We start from the raw sequence: 20,890 nt of genomic DNA, 5'->3' as shown, positions 1-20,890 counted from the left end.
ATCCCCGGCATGAACCCACTGCTGTCCAAACTGCAACCCTATCCCTTCGAGCGGCTGCGACAACTCACCTCCGGCGTGCAGCCCAACCCGGCCCTGCGCCCCATCAGCCTGGGCATTGGCGAGCCCAAACATCCCACTCCCGCCTTCATCAAGCAAGCCTTGACCGACGCCTTGGACGGCCTGGCCAGCTACCCGGCCACCGCTGGTGAGCCGGTGCTGCGCGAATCCTGCGCCCGCTGGATGCAGCGCCGCTATGGTCTTTCGCTCGACCCCGCCACGCAGATCCTGCCAGTCAATGGCTCACGCGAGGCGCTGTTCGCTCTGGCCCAGGTGGTCATCGATCCCAACCAACACCGCGACGTGGGCGGCCCGGCGGTGGTCTGTCCCAACCCGTTCTACCAAATCTACGAAGGTGCGGCGTTGCTGGCCGGCGCCCGCGTGATCTTTGCCAACTCTGACCCGGCGCGCAACTTCGCAGCCGACTGGTCCAGCATCCCCGAATCCACCTGGGCGACCACCCAGTTGCTGTACGTTTGCTCGCCAGGCAACCCCACCGGCGCGGTCATGCCGCTGGACGAATGGGCCAAGCTGTTTGAATTGAGTGATCGATTTGGCTTCGTCATCGCGTCCGACGAATGCTATTCAGAGATCTACTTCCGCGAAGGCATCGACGCAGCGCCACTGGGCGGTTTGCAGGCCGCCGCCCGGTTGGGCCGCGCTGATTTCCGCAATTTGATCATGCTGACCAGCCTGTCCAAGCGCTCCAACGTGCCTGGCCTGCGCTCTGGCTTCGTGGCGGGCGATGCTGAGTTGATCAAGGCATTTTTGCTCTACCGCACCTACCACGGCAGCGCCATGAGCCCTTCCGTGCAGCGCGCCAGCGCCGCGGCCTGGGACGACGAGGCCCACGTGGTCGAAAACCGTGCCCTGTACAAGCGCAAATTCGAGCAAGTCACCCCCATCCTGGCCGAGGTGATGGACGTGGCCCTGCCCGACGCCAGCTTCTACCTGTGGGCGGGCGTGCCTGCGCACATCGGTGGCGGCAGCGACGAGTGGTTCGCGAAAGAGCTGCTGGCTCAATACAATGTGGCCGTTCTGCCAGGCAGTTACCTGGCCCGTGAATCGAATGGCGTCAACCCCGGCGCAGGCCGTGTCCGCATGGCCCTGGTGGCGGGTGTGGACGAATGCCTTGAAGCCGCGCAACGCATCCGCGCCTTCATCCAGTCTTTCTGATTTTTACTTTTGATTGTTTCAAGCATGACTACTCAAGCCCTTCAAGCCACCATCGACGCCGCCTGGGAACAACGCACCACGCTGTCGCCCGCTGCAGCCCCCGCCGAAGTGCGTGACGCCGTCAACCACATCATCAACCAACTGGACGCCGGCAAGTTGCGCGTGGCCGAGAAGATCGATGGCGACTGGGTGACCCACCAATGGATCAAGAAGGCCGTGCTGCTGAGCTTCCGCCTGAACGACAACGTGCCCATGGGCGACGGCCCCCTGCAGTTCTTCGACAAGGTGCCCACCAAGTACGCCGGCTGGACCGACGAACAACTGCGTGCCAGCGGCGTGCGCGTGGTGCCCCCCGCCGTGGCCCGCCGTGGCAGCTTCCAGGCCAAGAACGTGATCCTGATGCCCTCCTACGTCAACATCGGCGCCTACGTCGATGAAGGCGCCATGGTCGACACCTGGGCCACGGTCGGCTCCTGCGCGCAGATCGGCAAGAACGTGCACCTGTCTGGCGGCGTCGGCATCGGCGGCGTGCTCGAGCCCCTGCAAGCCAACCCCACCATCATCGAAGACAACTGCTTCATCGGTGCGCGCTCCGAAGTGGTCGAAGGCGTGATCGTGGAAGAGAACTCCGTGATCTCGATGGGCGTGTACATTGGCCAGAGCACCAAGATCTATGACCGGGCCACGGGCGAAGTGACCTACGGTCGCATCCCCGCCGGTTCGGTCGTGGTCAGCGGCAACCTGCCCAGCGCCGATGGCAAGTACTCTTTGTACTGCGCCGTCATCGTCAAGCGGGTCGACGCGCAAACGCGCTCCAAGACCAGCATCAATGACCTGCTGCGCGCCTGATAAAAACTGATCCCCAAGGAGACACTTGATGAGTGAAGGCAATCTGGAACGAGTCCTGCGTTTGATGGCTGAAAAGAAGGCCTCCGACGTCTTCCTCTCGGCCGCCACGCCCATCCTCATCAAGCTCCACGGGCAGATCCTGCAACTGACCGACCAACCGCTCAAGCCCTCGCAGCCGCGCCAGCTCTTGGCCGAAATGCTCTCGCCCACGCAGATGGAAGAGCTGGACGACACGGGCGAGTTGAACGTCGGTTTGACGATCCCCGGCGTGGCGATTTTCCGGCTCAGCGCCTTCAAGCAACGTGGCTCTATCGCGGCGGTGTTCCGGCACATCCCCTCCGAGATTCCCGCGCTTGATACCCTGAACCTGCCCGATATTTTGTCATCGCTGGTGATGGAAAAGCGCGGCCTGATCATCCTGGCCGGTGCCACAGGTTCAGGCAAGAGCACCACGTTGGCCTCGATGCTGGAGTTGCGCAACCAGCGCATGACCGGCCACATCCTGACGATTGAAGACCCGATGGAATTCTTGTTCTCGAACAAGAAGTCGGTGGTCAACCAGCGCGAAGTGGGGCGCGACACGGTCTCGCTGCAAGTCGGCTTGCGCAACGCTTTGCGCCAGGCGCCCGACTGCATCCTGATCGGCGAAATCCGCGACCGCGAAACCATGACGGCGGCCATCTCGTATGCGCTGTCGGGCCACCTGGTGCTGTCCACGCTTCACGGCAACAACAGTTACCACGCGCTGGGTCGCATCCTGTCGTTCTACACGCCAGAGTCGCGTCCAGCCTTGCTCAGTGACTTGGCCTCCGGCCTGAAAGCCATCGTGTCGCAACGCCTGTTGCGCGCCACGGCGGGCGGACGCATCCCGGCGGTCGAAGTCTTGCTCAACACCAAGCTGGTGTCCGAGTTGATTGAGCGTGGCGACTTCACCGGCGTCAAGGAAGCCATGGAAAAGTCCATGGCCGAAGGCTCGCAAGCCTTTGAACACGACATTGCCCGCTTGATTGGCGAAGGCCTGATCACGCGCGAAGAAGGCTTGGCCAATGCCGACTCACCCACCAACCTGATGTGGCGCCTGCAGAACGACCAGGGGGCCTCGTCCAAGCTCACGGTCAAAGCGGAAGACACCGAGGAAGGCCCGTCCTTCACCGAAATCACGCTGGACGTGAACAACGACGACCGCCGCTCCGGTTTCGGCACCACGGGCTTCGGCTCCACCCGCTTCTGACCCAGATTTCAAGACCATGACTGCCACCTTGCGCCTGACCGAGGCGCTGATTGTCCGCTCCTCCGTCACCCCCCACGATGGTGCTTGCCAGGAGGTGTTCATTGAGCGCCTGCAAGCCCTGGGCTTTGAATGCCACACGCTGACCTTTGGCCCCGCTGACGCCCCGGTCACCAACCTTTGGGCCATCAAGCGCGGCCAGGGCCATGCCAGCGGCGCGCCCACCTTGGTGTTCGCTGGCCACACCGATGTGGTCCCCACCGGCCCGCTCGACCAATGGACCAGCCCGCCCTTTGTGCCCACGCACCGCGGCGGCATGCTCTATGGCCGGGGCGCGGCCGACATGAAAACCTCGCTGGCCGCCATGCTGGTGGCCACGGAAGAGTTCGTCGCCAGCCATGCGCAGCACCAAGGCAGCATCGCCTTTTTGCTCACCAGCGACGAAGAAGGCCCCTCGGTCGATGGCACCGTCAAGGTGTGCGAATGGCTCACCCAGCGCGGCGAACGCCTGGATTGCTGCATTGTGGGTGAACCCACCTCGGTCAAGTCCGTGGGCGACATGATCAAGAACGGCCGACGTGGCTCGCTGTCGGGCAAGTTGCGCGTCAAGGGCGTGCAAGGCCACATCGCCTACCCGCACCTGGCGCAGAACCCCATCCACCTGGCCGCCCCGGCCTTGGCCGAACTGGCCAGCATCACCTGGGACCAGGGCAACGACCATTTCCCGCCGACCAGTTGGCAGATGTCCAACATCCATGCGGGCACGGGCGCCAACAACGTCATCCCTGGCGAGCTGGTGGTGGACTTCAACTTCCGCTTCTCGACCGAATCCACGCCCGATTGTTTGAAAGAACGCCTGCAAGCGGTCTTGGCCCGGCATGGTTTGAACGTCGAAATCGACTGGACCTTGGGCGGCAGCCCCTTCCTGACGCGCCCAGGCAGCCTGATCGAAGCCATCGCGGGCGCCATCAAGGACGTCACCGGACTCACCACCGAGCTGTCCACCACCGGCGGCACCTCTGACGGCCGCTTCATCGCGCAGATCTGCCCGCAAGTGGTCGAGTTTGGCCCCGTCAACGCCAGCATCCACAAGATCGACGAACACGTGGCCGTGGCCGACATCGAGCCCCTCAAAAACATCTACCGCCAAACACTGGAAAGACTGCTCTCGTGACCACCGTCATTGAACTGATCGAAACCGCCAGCGCCCGCCTCACCCAGGCGGGTGTTTCATTTGGGCATGGCACCATCAATGCCTTCGACGAAGCCGCGTGGCTGGTTCTGTGGAAACTGGGCCTGCCCATTGACGACCTGGACGGCGTGGCTGAGCAAACTGTCGAATCAAGCCACCAAGCCGAGGTCGATGCGCTCATCACCCAGCGCATTGAAACGCGCAAACCGGCCGCCTACCTCACGAAGGAAGCCTGGCTGCAAGGCGTGCCGTTTTATGTGGATGAACGCACCATCGTGCCCCGCTCCTTCATCGCCGAATTGATCGCCGATGGCAGCATTGACCATTGGCTGAGCGAGCGCACCACCCGCGTGCTGGACCTGTGCACCGGCAATGGCAGCCTGGCCGTGATCGCGGCCATGGCCTACCCCGACGTAACCGTGGATGGCCTCGACATCAGCGCCGACGCACTGGCCGTGGCGCGCATCAATGTGGACAAGCATGACTTGGCCGACCGCATCACCCTGATCCAGAGCGACGGCCTGGCACAGGCCAAGGGCCCCTACGACCTGATCCTGTGCAATCCGCCGTATGTGAATGCCCAATCCATGCGCGCCCTGCCTGCCGAATACCTGGCCGAGCCCGCGTTGGCCCTGGCCTCGGGTGATGACGGCATGGAATTCACACGGGCCCTGCTGGCCACCTTGGAGGCCCATCCAGGCAGGTATCTGTCGCCAGAGGCGGTGCTGGTTTTGGAGATTGGCAACGAGCGTGAAAATTTTGAGCGGGCGTTTCCGGATCTGGAAGTGGTCTGGCTGGAAACCAGTGGCGGCAGCTCGTCGGTTTGTGTGATTTTTCCGTTTGCCGCTCACCAAGCAAAGGCCCCCCAATGACGCCCAACCCTGAATCGACCCAATGCATGGAGGCGCCAGAAGCCTCCAAGCATCACTTCCGATTCCACCTGCCCTTTGCCCACCTGTTCTCGGTCTTTGGCGACGACTGGTTTGCTTTGAAAGCCGAAGCATTCGCCCGATTTTTTGGCACCCCTGTCTTCCTGATATCACAGACCATCATCGTGTTGGTTTGGATTGCCATGAATGCCATGGGCCAGGCCAAGTTCGATGTCTACCCATTCATCCTGCTCAACCTGGCGTTCAGCCTTCAGGCCGCCTATGCCGCCCCATTGATCTTGCTGGCTCAAACCCGCCAGGCGGACCGGGACCGAGTGCACTCAGAAGCCGACGCCATGCACCGCGAGGCCTTGGCCCAGGCCAGCGAGCAGCGCGAGTTGTTTTCAAGCGCGCAGAATGATCAGTTGATTGAGCTCATGAAGCAAAACACCCAGCTGACCGAGATCACCAAGCAATTGAGCGAACGCATCGAGCAGCTGACCGTGGAAATCCACCTTAAGTTCATGACCAAACCACTTTGACCCGAGAACGCACCGTGCCTGACCACACACCGCACCAGCAACGCACCAAAGCGCTGACGATCGCATCAGCCTTGCTCATCGCCCTGCTCACATTGTCCGGCCTGCGCCCTTACGACTTCGCCACCTGGGCGCTTGAGGTCGCGCCCGTGGTCATCGCCTTGCCCATCCTTTGGGCCAGCTACCAGCGCTTTCCCCTGACCACGCTGCTGTACGTCGGCATCTTTGTGCATGCCTTGGTGCTCATGCTCGGAGGGGTCTACACCTACGCGCGCGTGCCACTGGGCTTTCAAATTCAAGACTGGCTCGGGCTGCACCGCAACCCCTACGACAAGATCGGGCACTTCTTTCAAGGCTTGGTCCCCGCCCTGGTGGCGCGTGAAATCCTGATCCGTGGCCAGCACGTGAACGGCCCCAAGATGCTGGCGTTCATCGTGGTCAGCATCGTGCTGGCCATCAGCGCCACCTATGAGTTCGTCGAATGGGCTGTGGCGCTGATCGCCGGCCAAGGCGCGGAAGAATTCCTGGGGACGCAAGGCGACCCATGGGACACGCAGTCGGACATGTTCTTTGCGCTCATCGGTGCCATCACGGCCCTGGTGGTTTTTGCTCGCCTGCAAGACCGGCAGATCAAGCGCATTCAAAACGGCGATGTCGGCTGACGCACAGCACGCCACCTGGGCCATCCGTGGCCAGTTCTTCGCGGCCGGCGCCCTGTTCGCCACCTGGGGCGTGCAGGTGCCCATGGTCAAGGCGCACTATGGCTTGAGTGAAACGACCTTGGCATTGGCCATGCTGGCGGCGGGCATCGGCTCCGTCACAGGCCTCACCCAGGCAGGGCGCATCGTGGGTCGCCTGGGGCCCCGAACCGTGGCCGGCGTGACCGGTCTGCTTGCCGCGCTGGCCATCACCTTGTTGTTGGCCACCAACCACCCGGTGGCCCTGCTGACATTGATGCTCACCTTCGGCCTGGCCGCCAGCCTGTTTGATGTGGCCATCAACGTGGCCGCCAGCGAGATCGAGCGCCAAGCCAAACGGCCCTTGATGAGCGGCTTTCACGGCCTGTTCAGCCTGGGCGGCATGGCGGGTGCAGGGTTCGGCAGCGTCATGCAAGGCTTGGGAGTGAGCGCAACCTTGCACCTCTTGACCGCCGGGGTAGCTTGCGCTTTCCTCACGATTTGGGGCTACCTGCACATGCACGGCCGCCGCGATACCCCATCTGACGGCGGCTTGGTGTTGCCGCGTGGCGTGCTGGGCCTGATCGGCGCGCTGGCCGCTCTGGGCCTGCTGTGCGAAGGGGCCATCTACGACTGGAGCGTGCTGTACATGCGCGAATCATTGCAGGCCCCGCCCGCCACCGCCGCGCTGGCTTACGCCAGTTTTTCTGGCGCGATGGCGGCCACTCGTTTTGGCGGCGACTACTTGCGTGCCCGGATCTCGTCGGTGAGGCTGGTCCAGGTCTGCGGTGTGCTGGCAGCCTTGGGCATGGCGCTCACCCTCGTGACCGATGACCCTATCGTGGCTCTGCTGGGCTTTGCGCTGATCGGCCTGGGGCTCGGCAATGTGGTCCCGGTGCTGTTCAGCGCGGCGGCGCGCGTACCCGGCGTGAAGCCCGCCGACGGCATCGCGGCGGTGGCCGCCCTGGGTTACCTGGGCATGATGGTCGGCCCGCCCCTCATCGGCGTGGTGGCCGAATGGCAGACGCTGTCGTCCGGCATGGCGCTGGTGATGCTGTTCGCGGCCACCCTGAGCCTGGCTGCACGCCGCGCTCTGGGGCATGATCGCTGAATGCCTTACGCCTTCCTTGCCAGCTCCCTGGTGGTCTTCCACCTTGCATTCGTGCTTTTCGTGATCTTTGGGGCAGGCCTGCTCTTCCTCTGGCCGAAGCTGGTCTGGGTGCATCTCCCAGCATTGTTTTGGGGCATTTACGTCGAATTCACCAGCAGCATCTGTCCGCTGACACCCCTTGAAAACCGCCTGCGCCTGAAAGCGGGCCTGCAAGGCTACGACGGTGGCTTCGTCGATCACTACATCCTGTCCGTGCTTTATCCCGATGGCCTGACCCCCACCGTGCAACTGGTGCTCGGCATCCTCATGGTGGTGTTCAACCTGGTCATCTACGGGCTGTGGATCAGGTCGCGCCTTTGAGTCCTGGCATAGGCCCTGCCAATCACGCGCATTTGATCAATCAATCTTGCCAATGGTGAAGCTGGCCTACCATTGACACTGTTCTGTTCAACAACCACCAACCAATAAGGAAACAAGCCATGAGCCTGATCAACACGCAAGTCCAACCTTTCAAGACCGAAGCCTTCGTGAACCGCGGCGGCAAGGGTGAATTCATCACCGTGTCCGACGAAACCTTGAAGGGCAAGTGGTCCGTCCTGATCTTCATGCCGGCCGCGTTCACCTTCAACTGCCCGACCGAAATCGAAGACGCTGCCAACAGCTACGCCGAATTCCAAAAGGCCGGTGCCGAGGTCTACATCGTGACCACCGACACCCATTTCTCGCACAAGGTGTGGCACGAGACTTCCGACGCTGTCGGCAAGGCCAAGTTCCCCCTGGTTGGTGATCCAACCCACAAGCTGACCCGCGCCTTTGGCGTCCACATCGAAGAAGAAGGCCTGGCCCTGCGCGGCACCTTCATCATCAACCCCGAGCTGATGATCAAGACCGCTGAGATCCACAGCAACGAAATCGCCCGCGACGTGTCCGAAACCGTGCGCAAGCTCAAGGCTGCCCAGTTCACCGCCGCCAACCCTGGCCAAGTTTGCCCCGCCAAGTGGAAGGAAGGCGCCAAGACTTTGACGCCTTCGTTGGACCTGGTCGGCAAGATCTGATTTTTGCTTGACTGACTGATTGTTGTACCGCCTCCTTCGGGCTCACGAGGCCCGTTGGGGGCACCCCCAAAGAATATCCAACACGAAGGATGCACACCATGCTCGACGACACCCTCAAAGCCCAACTTGGCGCTTACCTGGAGCGCGTGACCCAGCCGTTCGAGATCGTGGCATCGCTGGACGACTCCGAGACGTCTCGCGAGACGCTCGAACTGTTGCAGACCATCGTCGGTTTGCGCAGCGACAAGATCACCTTGAAGGCCGATGGCCAGGATGCTCGTCGGCCCTCCTTCACGTTGCGACGTGACGGCAGCGAAACCCAATTGCGTTTCGCTGGCCTGCCACTGGGCCATGAATTCACCTCACTGGTTCTGGCCCTGCTGTGGACCGGTGGACACCCCCCCAAGGTTGATCAAGAGGCGATCGACCAGATCAAGGGCCTGGAGGGCGACTTCAATTTTGAGGTCTACATGTCCCTGACCTGCCACAACTGTCCCGATGTGGTCCAGGCCTTCAGCTTGATGGCGATCCTCAATCCGAATGTCAAAACCACGGTCATCGAAGGCGGCGCTTTCCAGGACGAGGTGAATGCTCGCGAGATCATGGCCGTGCCCATGGTGTTTTTGAATGGTCAGGTGTTCGGTTCGGGCCGCATGACGGTGGAAGAAATTGTGGCCAAGCTGGACACGGGCGCCGCTGCTAAAGACGCGACCAAACTCAGCGCCAAGGAGCCCTATGACGTATTGATCGTCGGTGGTGGCCCAGCTGGCGCGGCAGCCGCCGTGTACGCCGCACGCAAGGGCATCCGCACGGGTGTGGCGGCCGAGCGCTTTGGTGGCCAGGTGAACGACACGCTGGCGATTGAGAACTACATCTCGGTGCTGGAGACCGACGGCCCCAAATTCGCCATGGGCCTGGAAGCCCACGCCCGCACGTACGACGTCGACATCATGAACCTGCAGCGCGCCGAACAGCTCATCCCGGCGGCGCAGCCAGGAGGCCTGATCGAGGTTAAGCTGACCAACGGCGGCTCACTCAAGGGCAAGACGGTGATCATCTCCACGGGTGCACGCTGGCGCAACGTTAACGTGCCCGGCGAGCAGGAGTACAAGAACAAGGGTGTGGCCTATTGCCCGCACTGCGACGGCCCGCTGTTCAAGGGCAAGCGCACGGCCGTGATCGGCGGCGGCAACTCGGGCATTGAGGCCGCCATTGACTTGGCAGGCATCGTGGCCCACGTCACCGTGATCGAGTTTGCCGACCAGTTGAAGGCCGACGCGGTGCTGGTGCGCAAGCTCGACAGCCTGCCCAACGTGACCGTGCACACCAATGCCCAGACCACCGAGATCACCGGGGCCGATGGCAAGGTCAACGGGCTTCGCTACAAGGACCGCGCCACGAATGAGGAACACCTGGTGCCGCTGGAAGGCGTGTTCGTGCAGATCGGCCTGGTACCCAACACCGAGTGGCTGAAGGGCACGTTGGAGTTGTCACGCCATGGCGAGATCGTGGTCGACAACCGCGGCGCCACGTCCATCCCGGGCGTGTTCGCGGCGGGGGATGCCACCACGGTGCCGTTCAAGCAGATCGTGATCGCGGCGGGTGATGGCGCGAAGGCGGCCTTGAGTGCGTTTGATCACTTGATCCGCGCAGCGGGTTGACGCGGAGGGGCTTTTTAGCAAAGGCGGCGAGGGAAAACTCAGCCGCCTTTTTTCATGCTTGGCGCCTCAGGCCCGGGGCGTTCTCAAAGAACTCCGCAGCCCATTCCACAAAGGCTTGCACCTTGGTGGACAGGTGCCGCTTGGAGGCATACACCACGTAAACCGGCACCGGGTCGCTCACCCAATCCGCCAGCACAGGCTGTAGCAAGCCCTGCTGGCAATACCGCTGGTAAGAAAAACTGGGCATCCGGCCAATGCCCACACCAGCCAAGCAGGCATCTTCATACACGTTGGAGTCATTGACCGCCAAAGGTCCGTCCAACGTCAACTCGAGGCGCTCGCCGTCCTTCGTGAAGTCCCAAGGCACCGCCCTGCCTGACCCATGCAAAAAATAGTTGATCAAGGCATGCTTCGGCAAATCATGCGGATGGTTGGGCGCGCCATGTTGGGCCAGGTAGGTGGGTGATGCGCACGTCACGAACCACATCGACCCGATGCGCCGCGCAATCAAGGAGGGATCGCTGATCTCACCAGCCCGGATCACGCAATCGATGCCTTCGCTCACCATGTTCACCGGCCGATCGCCACAGCCCATCTCCAATCTGATCTTGGGATGCTTGGCCAGAAAATCGGGCAGGCCTGATGCCAACAAATAGCTGGCCATGCCGGTGAACACGTCCACCCTCAAACGGCCATTCGGATCACCCTGGCGTGACGACACCGAATCATCGGCTTCACGCAAGTCATCCAGGATGCGCAGGCAGCGTTCGTAGTACGACGCACCATCCGCCGTCACCGTGACCTTGCGCGTGGTGCGGTGCAGCAAGCGCACGCCCAACTGGCTTTCCAAATCCTGGATCAAGGTGGAGACGGTGGCTTTGGGTGCCTGCATGACCTCGGCCGCGCGCGTGAACCCGCCCGTGTCCACCACCTTCACAAAGGCCTCCATGGCCTTTAGCTTGTCCATTGTTCAAAATCCTGAACAGTTAATTCGTTAATTGCCAGTTTATTAGAAACAAGCAAACAAATACAGTCAGCATTCATTCCACCCTGCTGCGCGCTATGCCCATGTCTCATCAAGCTGTTAAAGCCGCACCAGACGCCATCTTTGAATGGCCGGGCAGCAGCGGTCCGCTGCATTTGCGCCTGTACCGAGGGGCGCCCGAAAAGGCCAGCGATGCGCTGTTGGTGTTCTTCCACCCTGGCGGTTTTGTCGTGTCCGACATTGAATCGACCGACTCGTGCTTTCGGGTGCTGGCCGACAATTGCAAGGTCAACATGCTGGCGCCTTGCTACGCCCTGGCATCTGACCGGCCCTTCCCCGCCGCCGTGGAAGACGCGCACGCCGTGCTCACGCTAACCCACCAACACCGCCGCAAGTTGTTCTGGAAAGGCACGCACCTGTTCGTCGGTGGCGTCGAGGCCGGTGGCAACCTGGCCGCCGTTTCCGCCCTGGTCTGCCGTGATCGGCAAGGCCCCAAGTTGGCAGGCCAGGTGCTGGTCATGCCGATGCTGGATGCCAGCATGTGCTGCGATTCCATGCGCCACGCCGCCGACCAGCCTGACACGGCGGAAGTGGCGCAAGCCCTGGAGCGCAGCTACCGCACCTACCTGCCGCACCCCGCTGATCGCTTGCACCCTTATGCCAGCCCGCTCCAGGCCAGCCGGCTGACCGGCCTGCCCCCCGCTTTGATCATGCACACCGAAGGTGACCCCTTGTCCGACGAGGCCCGCGCCTACGCCAACAAGCTGGTGCAAGTCGGCATTCCTGTCGACCAGGTCACCCTGCCTCCGGCCGATGTCAACAACGTCAGCGAGCGCTGCGAGATCACGGCGGACGACCCGTGCGTGACCGCGCTGAGCGCATTTCTTGCGGCACACCGCTCATCCCCCTCTTCCAGTTCCACCATCTCCAAAAAACCGAGTCAAGCATGATGAAAAACCTTCAACACACCCTCTCTCTCCGGCCGTTGCAGGCCGGTTTTGCCCTCGTCATCCTGGCGGCAGTGGCCCTGCTGAGCGGCTGCGGCAAGGAGCAGGACGCTCACGCGGCCCCCGCCGCTGGCGCGCCTCCTGCGATGCCCGTCAGCGTGGCCGAGGTGCTGTCACGCGCCGTGGCCGAGCAGCGCGAGTTCTCTGGCCTGATTGAGGCCATTGACCGCGCCGAGCTGCGCCCCCGCGTGTCGGGCTACATCGACAGCGTCAACCTCAAGCCCGGCATGCTGGTCAAAAAGGGTGACGTGCTGTTCGTGATCGACCCCCGCCCCTACCGTGCCGAACTCGCGCGTGCCGAAGCCGCTGTGGCTGGCTCACAAGCCAAGGCCGATCTGGCCAAGACCGAGCAAGAGCGCTCCAGGAAACTGCTGGCCGACAACGCCATTGCCCAGCGCGACTATGACGAACGCACAGCCAATGTGCGCCAGCTGGACGCCGCTGCGCGCGCCGACCAGGCCGCCTTGCAGACCGCCCGACTCAACGTGGAATGGACGACCATCCGCGCACCGTTTGACGGCCGCGTCGGCAAGGCCGAAGTCACCGTGGGCAACCTGGTGGATGGCAACACCGTGCTGACGTCGGTGGTCTCGGCCAGCCCGATGTACGTCAGCTTCAACGGCGACGAATCAACCTACTTGCAACTGGGCAAGCAAGCACGCGCCAATCCGGCGGCGATGAAGCTGCACATTGGCCTGTCCAATGAAAAAGGCTTCCCGCATGAGGGCAAGCTGGAGTTCGTGGACAACCGCGTGGACCCGGTTGCTGGCAGCGTGCGCATGCGCGGGCTGATCGACAACAAGGATGGCCTGTTGACGCCCGGCCTGTTCGCCCGCGTCCAAGTGGGCACCTCATCGCCCACCGGAGCGCAGTCTGCGCTGGTGGCCGAGCGCGCCATCGGCACCGATCAGAACCGCAAGTTCGTCTACGTGCTCAATGACAAGAACCTGGCCGAGTACCGCCCCATCCAGTTGGGCACGCAAGTGGGCAACCTGCGCGTGGTCACCTCCGGCCTGAAGGCGGGTGAGCGCATCGTGGTCGATGGCCTGCAACGTGTTCGCCCTGGCGCGCCCGTGGCACCTCAAGTCGTGCCGATGGATGGCCCCGCAGATGGCGCCTCCGGCGCGGCTGCTGGCGCCCAGAAGTAAGGACACCACGCCATGAACTTCTCAAGATTTTTCGTGAACCGCCCGATCTTCGCGGCGGTGCTCTCCATCCTGATCTTCATCGCGGGGGTCATCGCGATCTTCCGGCTGCCGATCTCCGAATACCCAGAAGTGGTGCCGCCCTCCGTGGTGGTGCGCGCGCAGTTCCCGGGCGCCAATCCCAAGGTGATCGCTGAGACGGTGGCCGCGCCGCTGGAAGAGCAGATCAACGGCGTCGAGAACATGCTCTACATGTCCTCGCAGGCCACGACCGATGGTGCGCTCACGCTCACCGTCACCTTCAAGATCGGCACCAACGTCGAGCAGGCTGAAACCCAGGTGCAAAGCCGTGTGCAGCGCGCCCTGCCCCGCCTGCCCGAAGAGGTGCGCCAGATCGGGGTGACCACGGTCAAGAGCTCGCCCAACCTGACGATGGTGGTGCACTTGCTTTCGCCCAAGGGCACGTATGACGACGTTTACCTGCGCAACTACGCCACGCTCAACATCAAGGACCGGCTGGCGCGCTTGCCCGGCATGGGTGATGTGCAGGTGTTCGGCGCGGGTGACTACGCCATGCGCATCTGGCTTGATCCGCAAAAGGTGTCGCAGCGCGGCCTGACCGCCGCAGACATCGTGGCCTCCATCCGCGAGCAGAACGTGCAGGTGGCCGCGGGTGTGGTGGGTGCACCGCCCAACACTGGCTCGCCCTTCCAGTTGTCGGTCAATGCTTCCGGGCGTTTGACCACCGAAGAGCAGTTCGGCGACATCATCGTCAAGACCGGCGGGGATGGCGGCGTGACCAAGCTGCGCGACGTGGCCCGCATTGAGCTGGGCGCCCAGCAATACGCGCTGCGCTCGCTGCTGAACAACAAGCCCGCCATCGGCATGGGCATCTTTGAGGCGCCCAATGCCAATGCGCTGCAGTTGTCGGCCGATGTGCGCAAGCTCATGGCCGAGCTGAAAGATGACTTCCCATCCGACGTTGATTTCGCCATCGTCTACGACCCGACCCAGTTCGTCAGCGCCTCCATCGAGGCCGTGATCAAGACGCTGATCGAGGCCGTGGCCCTGGTGGTGATCGTGGTGATCGTCTTCTTGCAGACCTGGCGCGCCTCGCTGATCCCCTTGCTGGCCGTGCCCGTGTCCATCGTGGGCACCTTCGCCGTGCTGCTGGCCTTCGGCTTTTCGATCAACACCTTGTCGCTGTTCGGCCTGGTGCTGGCCATCGGTATCGTGGTCGATGATTCCATCGTGGTCGTTGAAAACGTCGAGCGCAACATCGCCAATGGCCTGAGCCCGCACGACGCGACCATCCAGGCCATGAAGGAGGTCTCCGGCCCCATCATTGCGATCGCTTTGGTGCTGTGCGCGGTGTTCGTGCCCATTGCCTATGTGGCTGGCCTGACCGGGCAGTTCTACAAGCAGTTCGCTTTGACCATCGCCATCTCGACGGTGATCTCGGCCTTCAACTCGCTGACGCTGGCACCTGCCCTGGCCGCCGCGCTGCTCAAGCCGCACGATGCGCCCAAGGACAAATTGGCGCGTGGCATGGATTGGGCCTTTGGCGGTTTCTTCCGGGTGTTCAACCGCGTGTTCGACCGTGCCTCGCACCGCTACCACGGTGGCGTAGCGGGCATGCTGAGCCGCAAGAGCGCCACCATGATCGTCTATGCCCTGCTTTGCGTGGCCACCTTCTTCGTGTTCAAGGCCGTGCCCAGCGGCTTTGTGCCAGCACAAGACAAGCAGTACCTGGTCGGCTTCGCCCAGTTGCCCGATGCTGCCTCGCTGGACCGCACCGACGCCGTGATCCGCCGCATGTCGGACATCGCCAAGAGCGTTCCGGGCGTGAGCGATTCGGTGGCCTTCCCCGGCCTGTCGATCAACGGCTTCACCAACGCGCCCAACGCCGGCATCGTGTTCTACACGCTGGACGATTTCGCCAAGCGCAAGGGCCCCGGCCTGTCGGGCCACGAGATCGCGGCCGAGGTCAACAAGCGCCTGGGCGCGATTCAAGACGCCTTCATCATGGTCTTCCCGCCACCGTCGGTGAACGGCTTGGGCACCATCGGCGGCTTCAAGCTCTTCGTGGAAGACCGGGGCAACGTGGGCTACGACGAGCTGTACAAAGGCGTGATGGCCCTGCAGATGAAGGCCTGGCAGACGCCGCAACTGGCGGGCGTGTTCAGCAGCTACCAGATCAACGTGCCGCAGTTGTTCGCCGATGTTGACCGCACCAAGGCCAAGCAATTGGGCGTGCCGCTGGGCAGCATCTTCGACACGATGCAGATCAACCTGGGCTCGCTGTACGTCAACGACTTCAACAAGTTCGGGCGCACTTTCCAGGTGGTCGTTCAGGCCGACGCGCCCTTCCGCGCCAACGCCGAAGGCATCTCGCAGCTCAAGACGCGCAGCAACACCGGCCAAATGGTGCCCCTGGGCAGCCTGATGACCGTGACCGACTCGTATGGCCCCGACCGCGTGCAGCGCTACAACGCCTACGTGGCGGCCGACATCAACGGTGGCCCCGCCCCTGGTGTGTCGTCCGGCCAGGCGCAAGCCATCATGGAGCAGATCGCCAAGGAGACCTTGCCCAAGGGCGTGAGCATCGAGTGGACCGACTTGACCTACCAGGAGATCCTGGCCGGCAACACCATGGTCTACGTGTTCCCGCTGTGCGTGCTGCTGGTCTTCCTGGTGCTGGCCGCCCAGTACGAAAGCTGGACGCTGCCACTGGCCGTGATCCTGATCGTGCCCATGTCCATCCTGTGCGCACTGGCCGGGGTCTACATCACGCATGGTGACAACAACGTGTTCACGCAGATCGCGCTGTTCGTGCTGGTGGGGTTGGCGTCAAAGAACGCCATCCTGATCGTCGAGTTTGCCCGTGAGCTGGAGCACCAGGGCCGCAGCATCGTCGATGCCGCGCTGGAAGCCAGTCGCCTGCGTTTGCGCCCCATCCTGATGACATCGATCGCTTTCATCATGGGCGTGGTGCCCCTGGTGTTCTCGACCGGTGCGGGCGCTGAGATGCGCCATGCCATGGGCGTGGCCGTGTTCGCTGGCATGCTGGGCGTGACGCTCTTCGGCCTGTTCCTGACCCCCGTGTTCTACGTGCTGCTGCGCATGCTGGCCCAACGCTTTGAAAAACCGAGGCCCGCGCCCGTCGCAGCACTGCCCCTGGAGGCCCATTGATCATGAATTCCCTGATTCACCTGAACCGACGAGGCCTGGCGATGGCGCCCTTGCTGGCCGCCCTGGTGCTGGCTGGCTGCGCCACCGCCCCCCCACCGCCCGATGCCAAGATCGCCGTGCCCACGGCCTTCAAGGAAGGCGCGCCCGACACCGCCATCCCCGTGCCGCAAGGCCAGTGGAAAACCGCCGAGCCCGCAGAGGCCCAAGCACGCGGCCAATGGTGGTTGGCCTTCAACGACCCCGCCTTGAACCAGTTGCAAGACCAGGCCGTGGCGGCCAGCCCCAACCTGGCCGTGGCCGCTGCACGCGTCAAGGCGGCAAGGGCATCGCTGAACAGCAGCCAGGCGGATCGACTGCCGCAGATTGGTGTCACCTTCGGCACCGGCCGCCAGAAATCCAGCGCGGTGGACCTGGGCCTGCCCGCGGGCAGCTCTGCCCCGCCAGTCACCGCCTGGCGCTCGGGCCTGACAGCAAGTTACGAAGTGGATTTTTTCCAACGCGTGAGCAACAGCATCGATGCGGCCACGGCCGATGCCGCCGCCACCGAAGCGGCCTACTGCTCAGTGCTGCTCGCCCTGCAGGCCGATGTGGCCCAGACCTATTTCCAATTGAGAACGCTCGACGCCGAAGTCGCGCTGCTCGACCGCACCTTGGGCTTGCGCAACGAGAACCTGCAGTTGACCGAGAAGCGCTACAAGTCGGGCGACATTTCCGAGTTCGACACCGCCCGGGCGCGCACCGAGTACAACACCACGCTGGCCGAGGCGCGTGGCTTGAAGGGCACCCGTGCCCAAGTCGAGCACGCTTTGGCCCTGTTGCTGGGTCAGGCGCCCGCCGCCTTCACGGCGCCCTCCGCGCCTTTGACGTCTGAATCCGCCGTGCCTGCTGTGCCTGCGGGTCTGCCTTCTGCGCTGTTGGAGCGCCGTCCCGATGTGGCCGCCGCCCAGGCCCAGATGATGGCGTCCACGGCCCGCGTCGGCCTGGCCCGCTCCGCCATCTTCCCGGCTTTGAGCCTGACGGCCAATGGCGGCTACGCCTCCTACGAGCTGTCGGACCTGTTCAAGTGGAACGCCCGCACCTGGTTGGTCAACGCCGTGCTGTCCATGCCTCTGTTCGATGGCGGCCGCAACAAAGCCAACATCACGCGGGCGGAAGCCTCGCTGGAGGAGTCGGTGGCGAGCTACCGCCAGACGGTGCTCGCGGCTTTTGGCGATGTCGAAGACAAGCTGTCCAGCCTGTCTGCCGTGCGCGGCCAGGCCGAAGCTTTGGACAACGCCGTGGTCTCGGCTCGGCGTTCGGCTGATCTGGCCGACAAGCGTTACCGCGCGGGTGAGGACAGCTACCTGACCTTGATCGACACGCAGCGCAGCTTGCTGGCGATTGAGCGGCAGGCGGTGCAGCTGCGGGGGTCTTGGGCCACCTCGACCGTGGGATTGATCCGCGCATTGGGTGGGTCTTGGGCGCCTGCTGGAACGGTTTCGGCCGTGGCTGGCAAGGGCTGAGTGCTTTGTCCTAGGAGCGCGGGGCGGGGGCTGGGGCGGTATCCGGCCGGGCTTCAGGTGGGTGGTCCCGCGTTGCGGGACTGCCTTCGAATGCTCGGGCCGAGGTGGGGCCGTGGAACTCACTGCGCGGCCTGCGGCCGCTGCGTTCAAACAACCACGGCCGGTCAGATGACGAAGCACGCTGCGCGTGCCCACCTCGGCCCTGCGCTTCGAAGCACCCACCCAGGCGCCCCGCCGGATACCGCCCCAGCCCCTTTTTCGCCCCGCTGGTGGCGTGGCACGACCCAGCGCGCGGTGCGCGCACTGATGGCATGCCACGGCCTTCGCGCACGCCACCAGCGAGGTGATCAGGGATGAGGCGGAGGCTGGCTGGGCGACTTCTGAGGCGTCGAGGAGCACAGCCCGGGGCGGACAAGGATCGTCCGCTGTCTGAGCCCTGAAAGGGCGAGTTTCGGACGATCCCCGCCCCGGGCGAGCACCGCAGAGCAGTCCGCCGCAACGCGGTGGACCGCCTCAGCAGGAGCCCTGCCAGCCACCGCCTCATCCCCACCTCGCGCACCCATCAAAAGCCCCATCAAAGCCTCCCCAAAAACCCCACTTGTTACACTCCCGCGCCGCCTTGGCCGAATTCCGAGTTCCCGCTTACATGATCGTCATCAAGAACATTACCCTGCTGCGTGGCACCAAAGTCGTTTTACAGCAGGCCAATGCCACCTTGCACCCTGGCGAGAAAGTGGGCCTCATCGGCCGCAACGGCGCCGGCAAGTCCTCCTTGTTTTCATTGCTGGCCGGACGCCTTCAGCCCGACGCCGGGGATGTCGACATCCCCGCGGCCTGGCTCAGGCCCGGTGGTCTGGCCGAAGTGGCCCAGAACATGCCCGAAACCGAAGACCCCGCCACCGAATACGTGCTGCAGGGCGACGCCCGCCTCATGGAAGCCCGTGCCGCGCTGGACTTCGCCGAGCAATCGGAAGACGGCAATGCCATCGGCGAAGCACACGCCATGCTGGCCGAATGCGGCGCCTTCGACGCCCCCGCCCGCGCCCAAGCCCTCCTGCTGGGCCTGGGTTTCGCGGTTGAACAGCTCGAAGCCCCGGTCAACAGCTTCTCCGGCGGTTGGCGCATGCGCCTGCAGTTGGCCCGCGCACTGATGTGCCCCTCGCAACTGCTGCTGCTTGACGAACCCACCAATCACTTGGACTTGGACGCCCTGGTCTGGCTGGAGGCCTGGCTGCAGCGCTACGAAGGCACGATGATTGTCATCAGCCACGACCGCGAATTTCTTGACGCCATCACCAAGGTCACCCTGCACCTGGACGAGGCCAAACTCACCCGCTACACCGGCGGCTACACGGCCTTTGAATTCATGCGCGCTGAACGCATGAACCAGCAGTCCGCCGCGTTCTCTAAGCAGCAGGACCGCATCGCGCATTTGAGCAAGTTCATCGCGCGCTTCAAGGCCAAAGCCTCCAAAGCCAAGCAGGCACAAAGCCGCGTCAAGGCGCTGGAACGCATGGAGAAGATCGCCCCCGTGCTGGGCGCCGCCGATTTTGACTTCGAGTTCCGCGAGCCGCAAAGCCTGCCCAACCCCATGCTGGCTTTGTCCGACCTGGTCTGCGGCTACCGATCGGAAGAAGGCAAAGACACGGTCATCGTGCATGACATCAACCGCTCGGTCATGCCCGGCCAGCGCATCGGCATCCTGGGTGCCAACGGCCAAGGCAAGTCCACGCTGGTCAAGACGCTGGCCCACATGCAGCCCCCCATCTCGGGCACCATCACCGAAGGCAAGGGCCTGAGCATCGGCTACTTCGCCCAGCAAGAGCTGGACGTGCTGCGCCTGGACGAAGGCCCGCTGGAGCACATGGTGCGCCTTGCCCGCACCCTGGGCCCCGCTGGCCGCGAACAAGAACTGCGCGACTTCCTGGGCAGCTTCCGCTTCACCGGCGACATGGTCAACCAGGCCGTTGGCCTGATGAGCGGCGGCGAGAAAGCCCGCCTGGTGCTGGCCCTGGTTGTGTGGCAACGCCCCAACCTCCTGCTGCTTGATGAACCCACCAACCACCTGGACTTGACAACCCGCGAGGCCTTGAGCATGGCGCTCAACGGCTTTGAAGGCACCGTCATGCTGGTCAGCCACGACCGCGCCCTGCTGCGCGAAGTGTGCGACGAATTCTGGCTGGTCACCCATGGCGGGGTCCAGCCTTTCGATGGCGACTTGGACGACTACCAAAAGTGGTTGCAAGACCAAAGCAAGCAGGTGGCCCAAGCCGCCAAGAAGGCGCGCGACCAGGGCAAAAAGGCCGCCAAGGAGCAGCAAGCCAAGCCTCAGGTCAAGGAGTCCGCAGGCGACGAGCGCAAGGCCGCACAACTGAGCCGCCAAAAGCTGCTCGAACAAGCCAAGCCCCTGAAGAACGACCTCAAAAAGGTTGAACAGCAAATGGCCACCCTGACCACCGAGCGCGATGACCTCTCCACGGCACTGGGTGATGCCAAGCTGTCGGCCACGGCCCGCGTCGATCAAGGCAAGCGCCTCAAGATCGTCAGCGACCAAGTCGAGGCCCTGGAGCACCGCTGGATCGAACTGAGCGAATCCATCGAAAAGCTCAATCCCGACGCGGCTTAAGCTGGGCCGCTAACATCGC

The 20,890-nt window shown here is 63.4% G+C and carries 17 protein-coding genes; 16 read left to right on the top strand and 1 reads right to left on the bottom strand.

What is annotated here, in order from left to right:
- Positions 1–9: 9 nt before the first annotated feature.
- The 11 genes from dapC (at position 10) to ahpF (ending at position 10,414) form a co-directional block, all read left to right on the top strand.
- Positions 10–1,233 carry a succinyldiaminopimelate transaminase gene (gene dapC / locus PSV38_RS07120; RefSeq protein WP_300546199.1) on the top strand — a complete coding sequence of 408 codons (1,224 nt, stop codon included), beginning with the start codon at positions 10–12 and terminating at the stop codon, positions 1,231–1,233.
- A gap of 24 nt (positions 1,234–1,257) precedes the next feature.
- Positions 1,258–2,082, top strand: a complete 825-nt coding sequence (gene dapD / locus PSV38_RS07115) for a 2,3,4,5-tetrahydropyridine-2,6-dicarboxylate N-succinyltransferase (protein ID WP_300546198.1) — start codon at positions 1,258–1,260, stop codon at positions 2,080–2,082.
- Between the two features lie 28 nt (positions 2,083–2,110).
- Positions 2,111–3,313 (top strand): PilT/PilU family type 4a pilus ATPase, encoded by a 1,203-nt coding sequence (locus tag PSV38_RS07110; protein ID WP_300546197.1) that lies wholly within the window; start codon positions 2,111–2,113, stop codon positions 3,311–3,313.
- A 16-nt stretch (positions 3,314–3,329) separates the two neighbouring features.
- Positions 3,330–4,484, top strand: a complete 1,155-nt coding sequence (gene dapE / locus PSV38_RS07105; protein WP_300546196.1) for a succinyl-diaminopimelate desuccinylase — start codon at positions 3,330–3,332, stop codon at positions 4,482–4,484.
- The gene (prmB, locus tag PSV38_RS07100; RefSeq protein ID WP_300546195.1) at positions 4,481–5,374 is read left to right on the top strand and encodes a 50S ribosomal protein L3 N(5)-glutamine methyltransferase; all 894 of its coding nucleotides are present in this window, start codon (positions 4,481–4,483) and stop codon (positions 5,372–5,374) included. Before dapE ends, prmB begins: the two co-directional genes overlap by 4 nt.
- A complete protein-coding gene (locus PSV38_RS07095; RefSeq protein WP_300546194.1) occupies positions 5,371–5,913 on the top strand; it encodes a DUF1003 domain-containing protein in 543 nt (180 codons plus the stop codon). The genes prmB and PSV38_RS07095 overlap by 4 nt, the downstream gene beginning before the upstream one ends.
- A gap of 14 nt (positions 5,914–5,927) precedes the next feature.
- Positions 5,928–6,572, top strand: coding sequence for a DUF2238 domain-containing protein (locus PSV38_RS07090; RefSeq protein WP_300546192.1), 645 nt, complete (start codon positions 5,928–5,930; stop codon positions 6,570–6,572).
- Positions 6,562–7,698, top strand: coding sequence for an MFS transporter (locus tag PSV38_RS07085; protein WP_300546190.1), 1,137 nt, complete (start codon positions 6,562–6,564; stop codon positions 7,696–7,698). Before PSV38_RS07090 ends, PSV38_RS07085 begins: the two co-directional genes overlap by 11 nt.
- Positions 7,699–8,058 carry a DUF2784 domain-containing protein gene (locus PSV38_RS07080; RefSeq protein ID WP_300546188.1) on the top strand — a complete coding sequence of 120 codons (360 nt, stop codon included), beginning with the start codon at positions 7,699–7,701 and terminating at the stop codon, positions 8,056–8,058.
- Between the two features lie 119 nt (positions 8,059–8,177).
- On the top strand, positions 8,178–8,753 hold the full coding sequence (gene ahpC, locus PSV38_RS07075; protein WP_300546186.1) for an alkyl hydroperoxide reductase subunit C: 576 nt from the start codon (positions 8,178–8,180) through the stop codon (positions 8,751–8,753).
- Positions 8,754–8,851: 98 nt separating this feature from the next.
- The gene (gene ahpF / locus PSV38_RS07070) at positions 8,852–10,414 is read left to right on the top strand and encodes an alkyl hydroperoxide reductase subunit F (protein ID WP_300546185.1); all 1,563 of its coding nucleotides are present in this window, start codon (positions 8,852–8,854) and stop codon (positions 10,412–10,414) included.
- Positions 10,415–10,466: 52 nt separating this feature from the next.
- On the opposite strand, the gene PSV38_RS07065 is transcribed toward ahpF, so the two are convergent.
- The gene (locus PSV38_RS07065) at positions 10,467–11,381 is read right to left on the bottom strand and encodes a LysR family transcriptional regulator (RefSeq protein ID WP_300546184.1); all 915 of its coding nucleotides are present in this window, start codon (positions 11,379–11,381) and stop codon (positions 10,467–10,469) included.
- A 101-nt stretch (positions 11,382–11,482) separates the two neighbouring features.
- On the opposite strand from PSV38_RS07065, the gene PSV38_RS07060 reads away from it, so the two are divergent.
- The 5 genes from PSV38_RS07060 to PSV38_RS07040 all read left to right on the top strand — a co-directional run bounded on the left by PSV38_RS07060 (position 11,483) and on the right by PSV38_RS07040 (position 20,871).
- Positions 11,483–12,349, top strand: a complete 867-nt coding sequence (locus PSV38_RS07060; protein ID WP_300546182.1) for an alpha/beta hydrolase — start codon at positions 11,483–11,485, stop codon at positions 12,347–12,349.
- The gene (locus PSV38_RS07055) at positions 12,349–13,554 is read left to right on the top strand and encodes an efflux RND transporter periplasmic adaptor subunit (protein WP_300546181.1); all 1,206 of its coding nucleotides are present in this window, start codon (positions 12,349–12,351) and stop codon (positions 13,552–13,554) included. The genes PSV38_RS07060 and PSV38_RS07055 overlap by 1 nt, the downstream gene beginning before the upstream one ends.
- A gap of 12 nt (positions 13,555–13,566) precedes the next feature.
- Positions 13,567–16,743 (top strand): multidrug efflux RND transporter permease subunit, encoded by a 3,177-nt coding sequence (locus tag PSV38_RS07050; RefSeq protein ID WP_300546179.1) that lies wholly within the window; start codon positions 13,567–13,569, stop codon positions 16,741–16,743.
- A 2-nt stretch (positions 16,744–16,745) separates the two neighbouring features.
- A complete protein-coding gene (locus tag PSV38_RS07045; protein WP_300546177.1) occupies positions 16,746–18,245 on the top strand; it encodes an efflux transporter outer membrane subunit in 1,500 nt (499 codons plus the stop codon).
- A 646-nt stretch (positions 18,246–18,891) separates the two neighbouring features.
- Positions 18,892–20,871: an ATP-binding cassette domain-containing protein gene (locus PSV38_RS07040; protein ID WP_300546175.1), complete on the top strand. Its 1,980-nt coding sequence runs from the start codon at positions 18,892–18,894 to the stop codon at positions 20,869–20,871.
- Positions 20,872–20,890: the final 19 nt, after the last annotated feature.

The organism is Aquabacterium sp., from assembly GCF_029946005.1.
Lineage (GTDB): Bacteria > Pseudomonadota > Gammaproteobacteria > Burkholderiales > Burkholderiaceae_C > Aquabacterium.
Note: the sequence above shows the minus strand (reverse complement) of the source record. Positions and strands in the feature narration are given on the sequence as shown.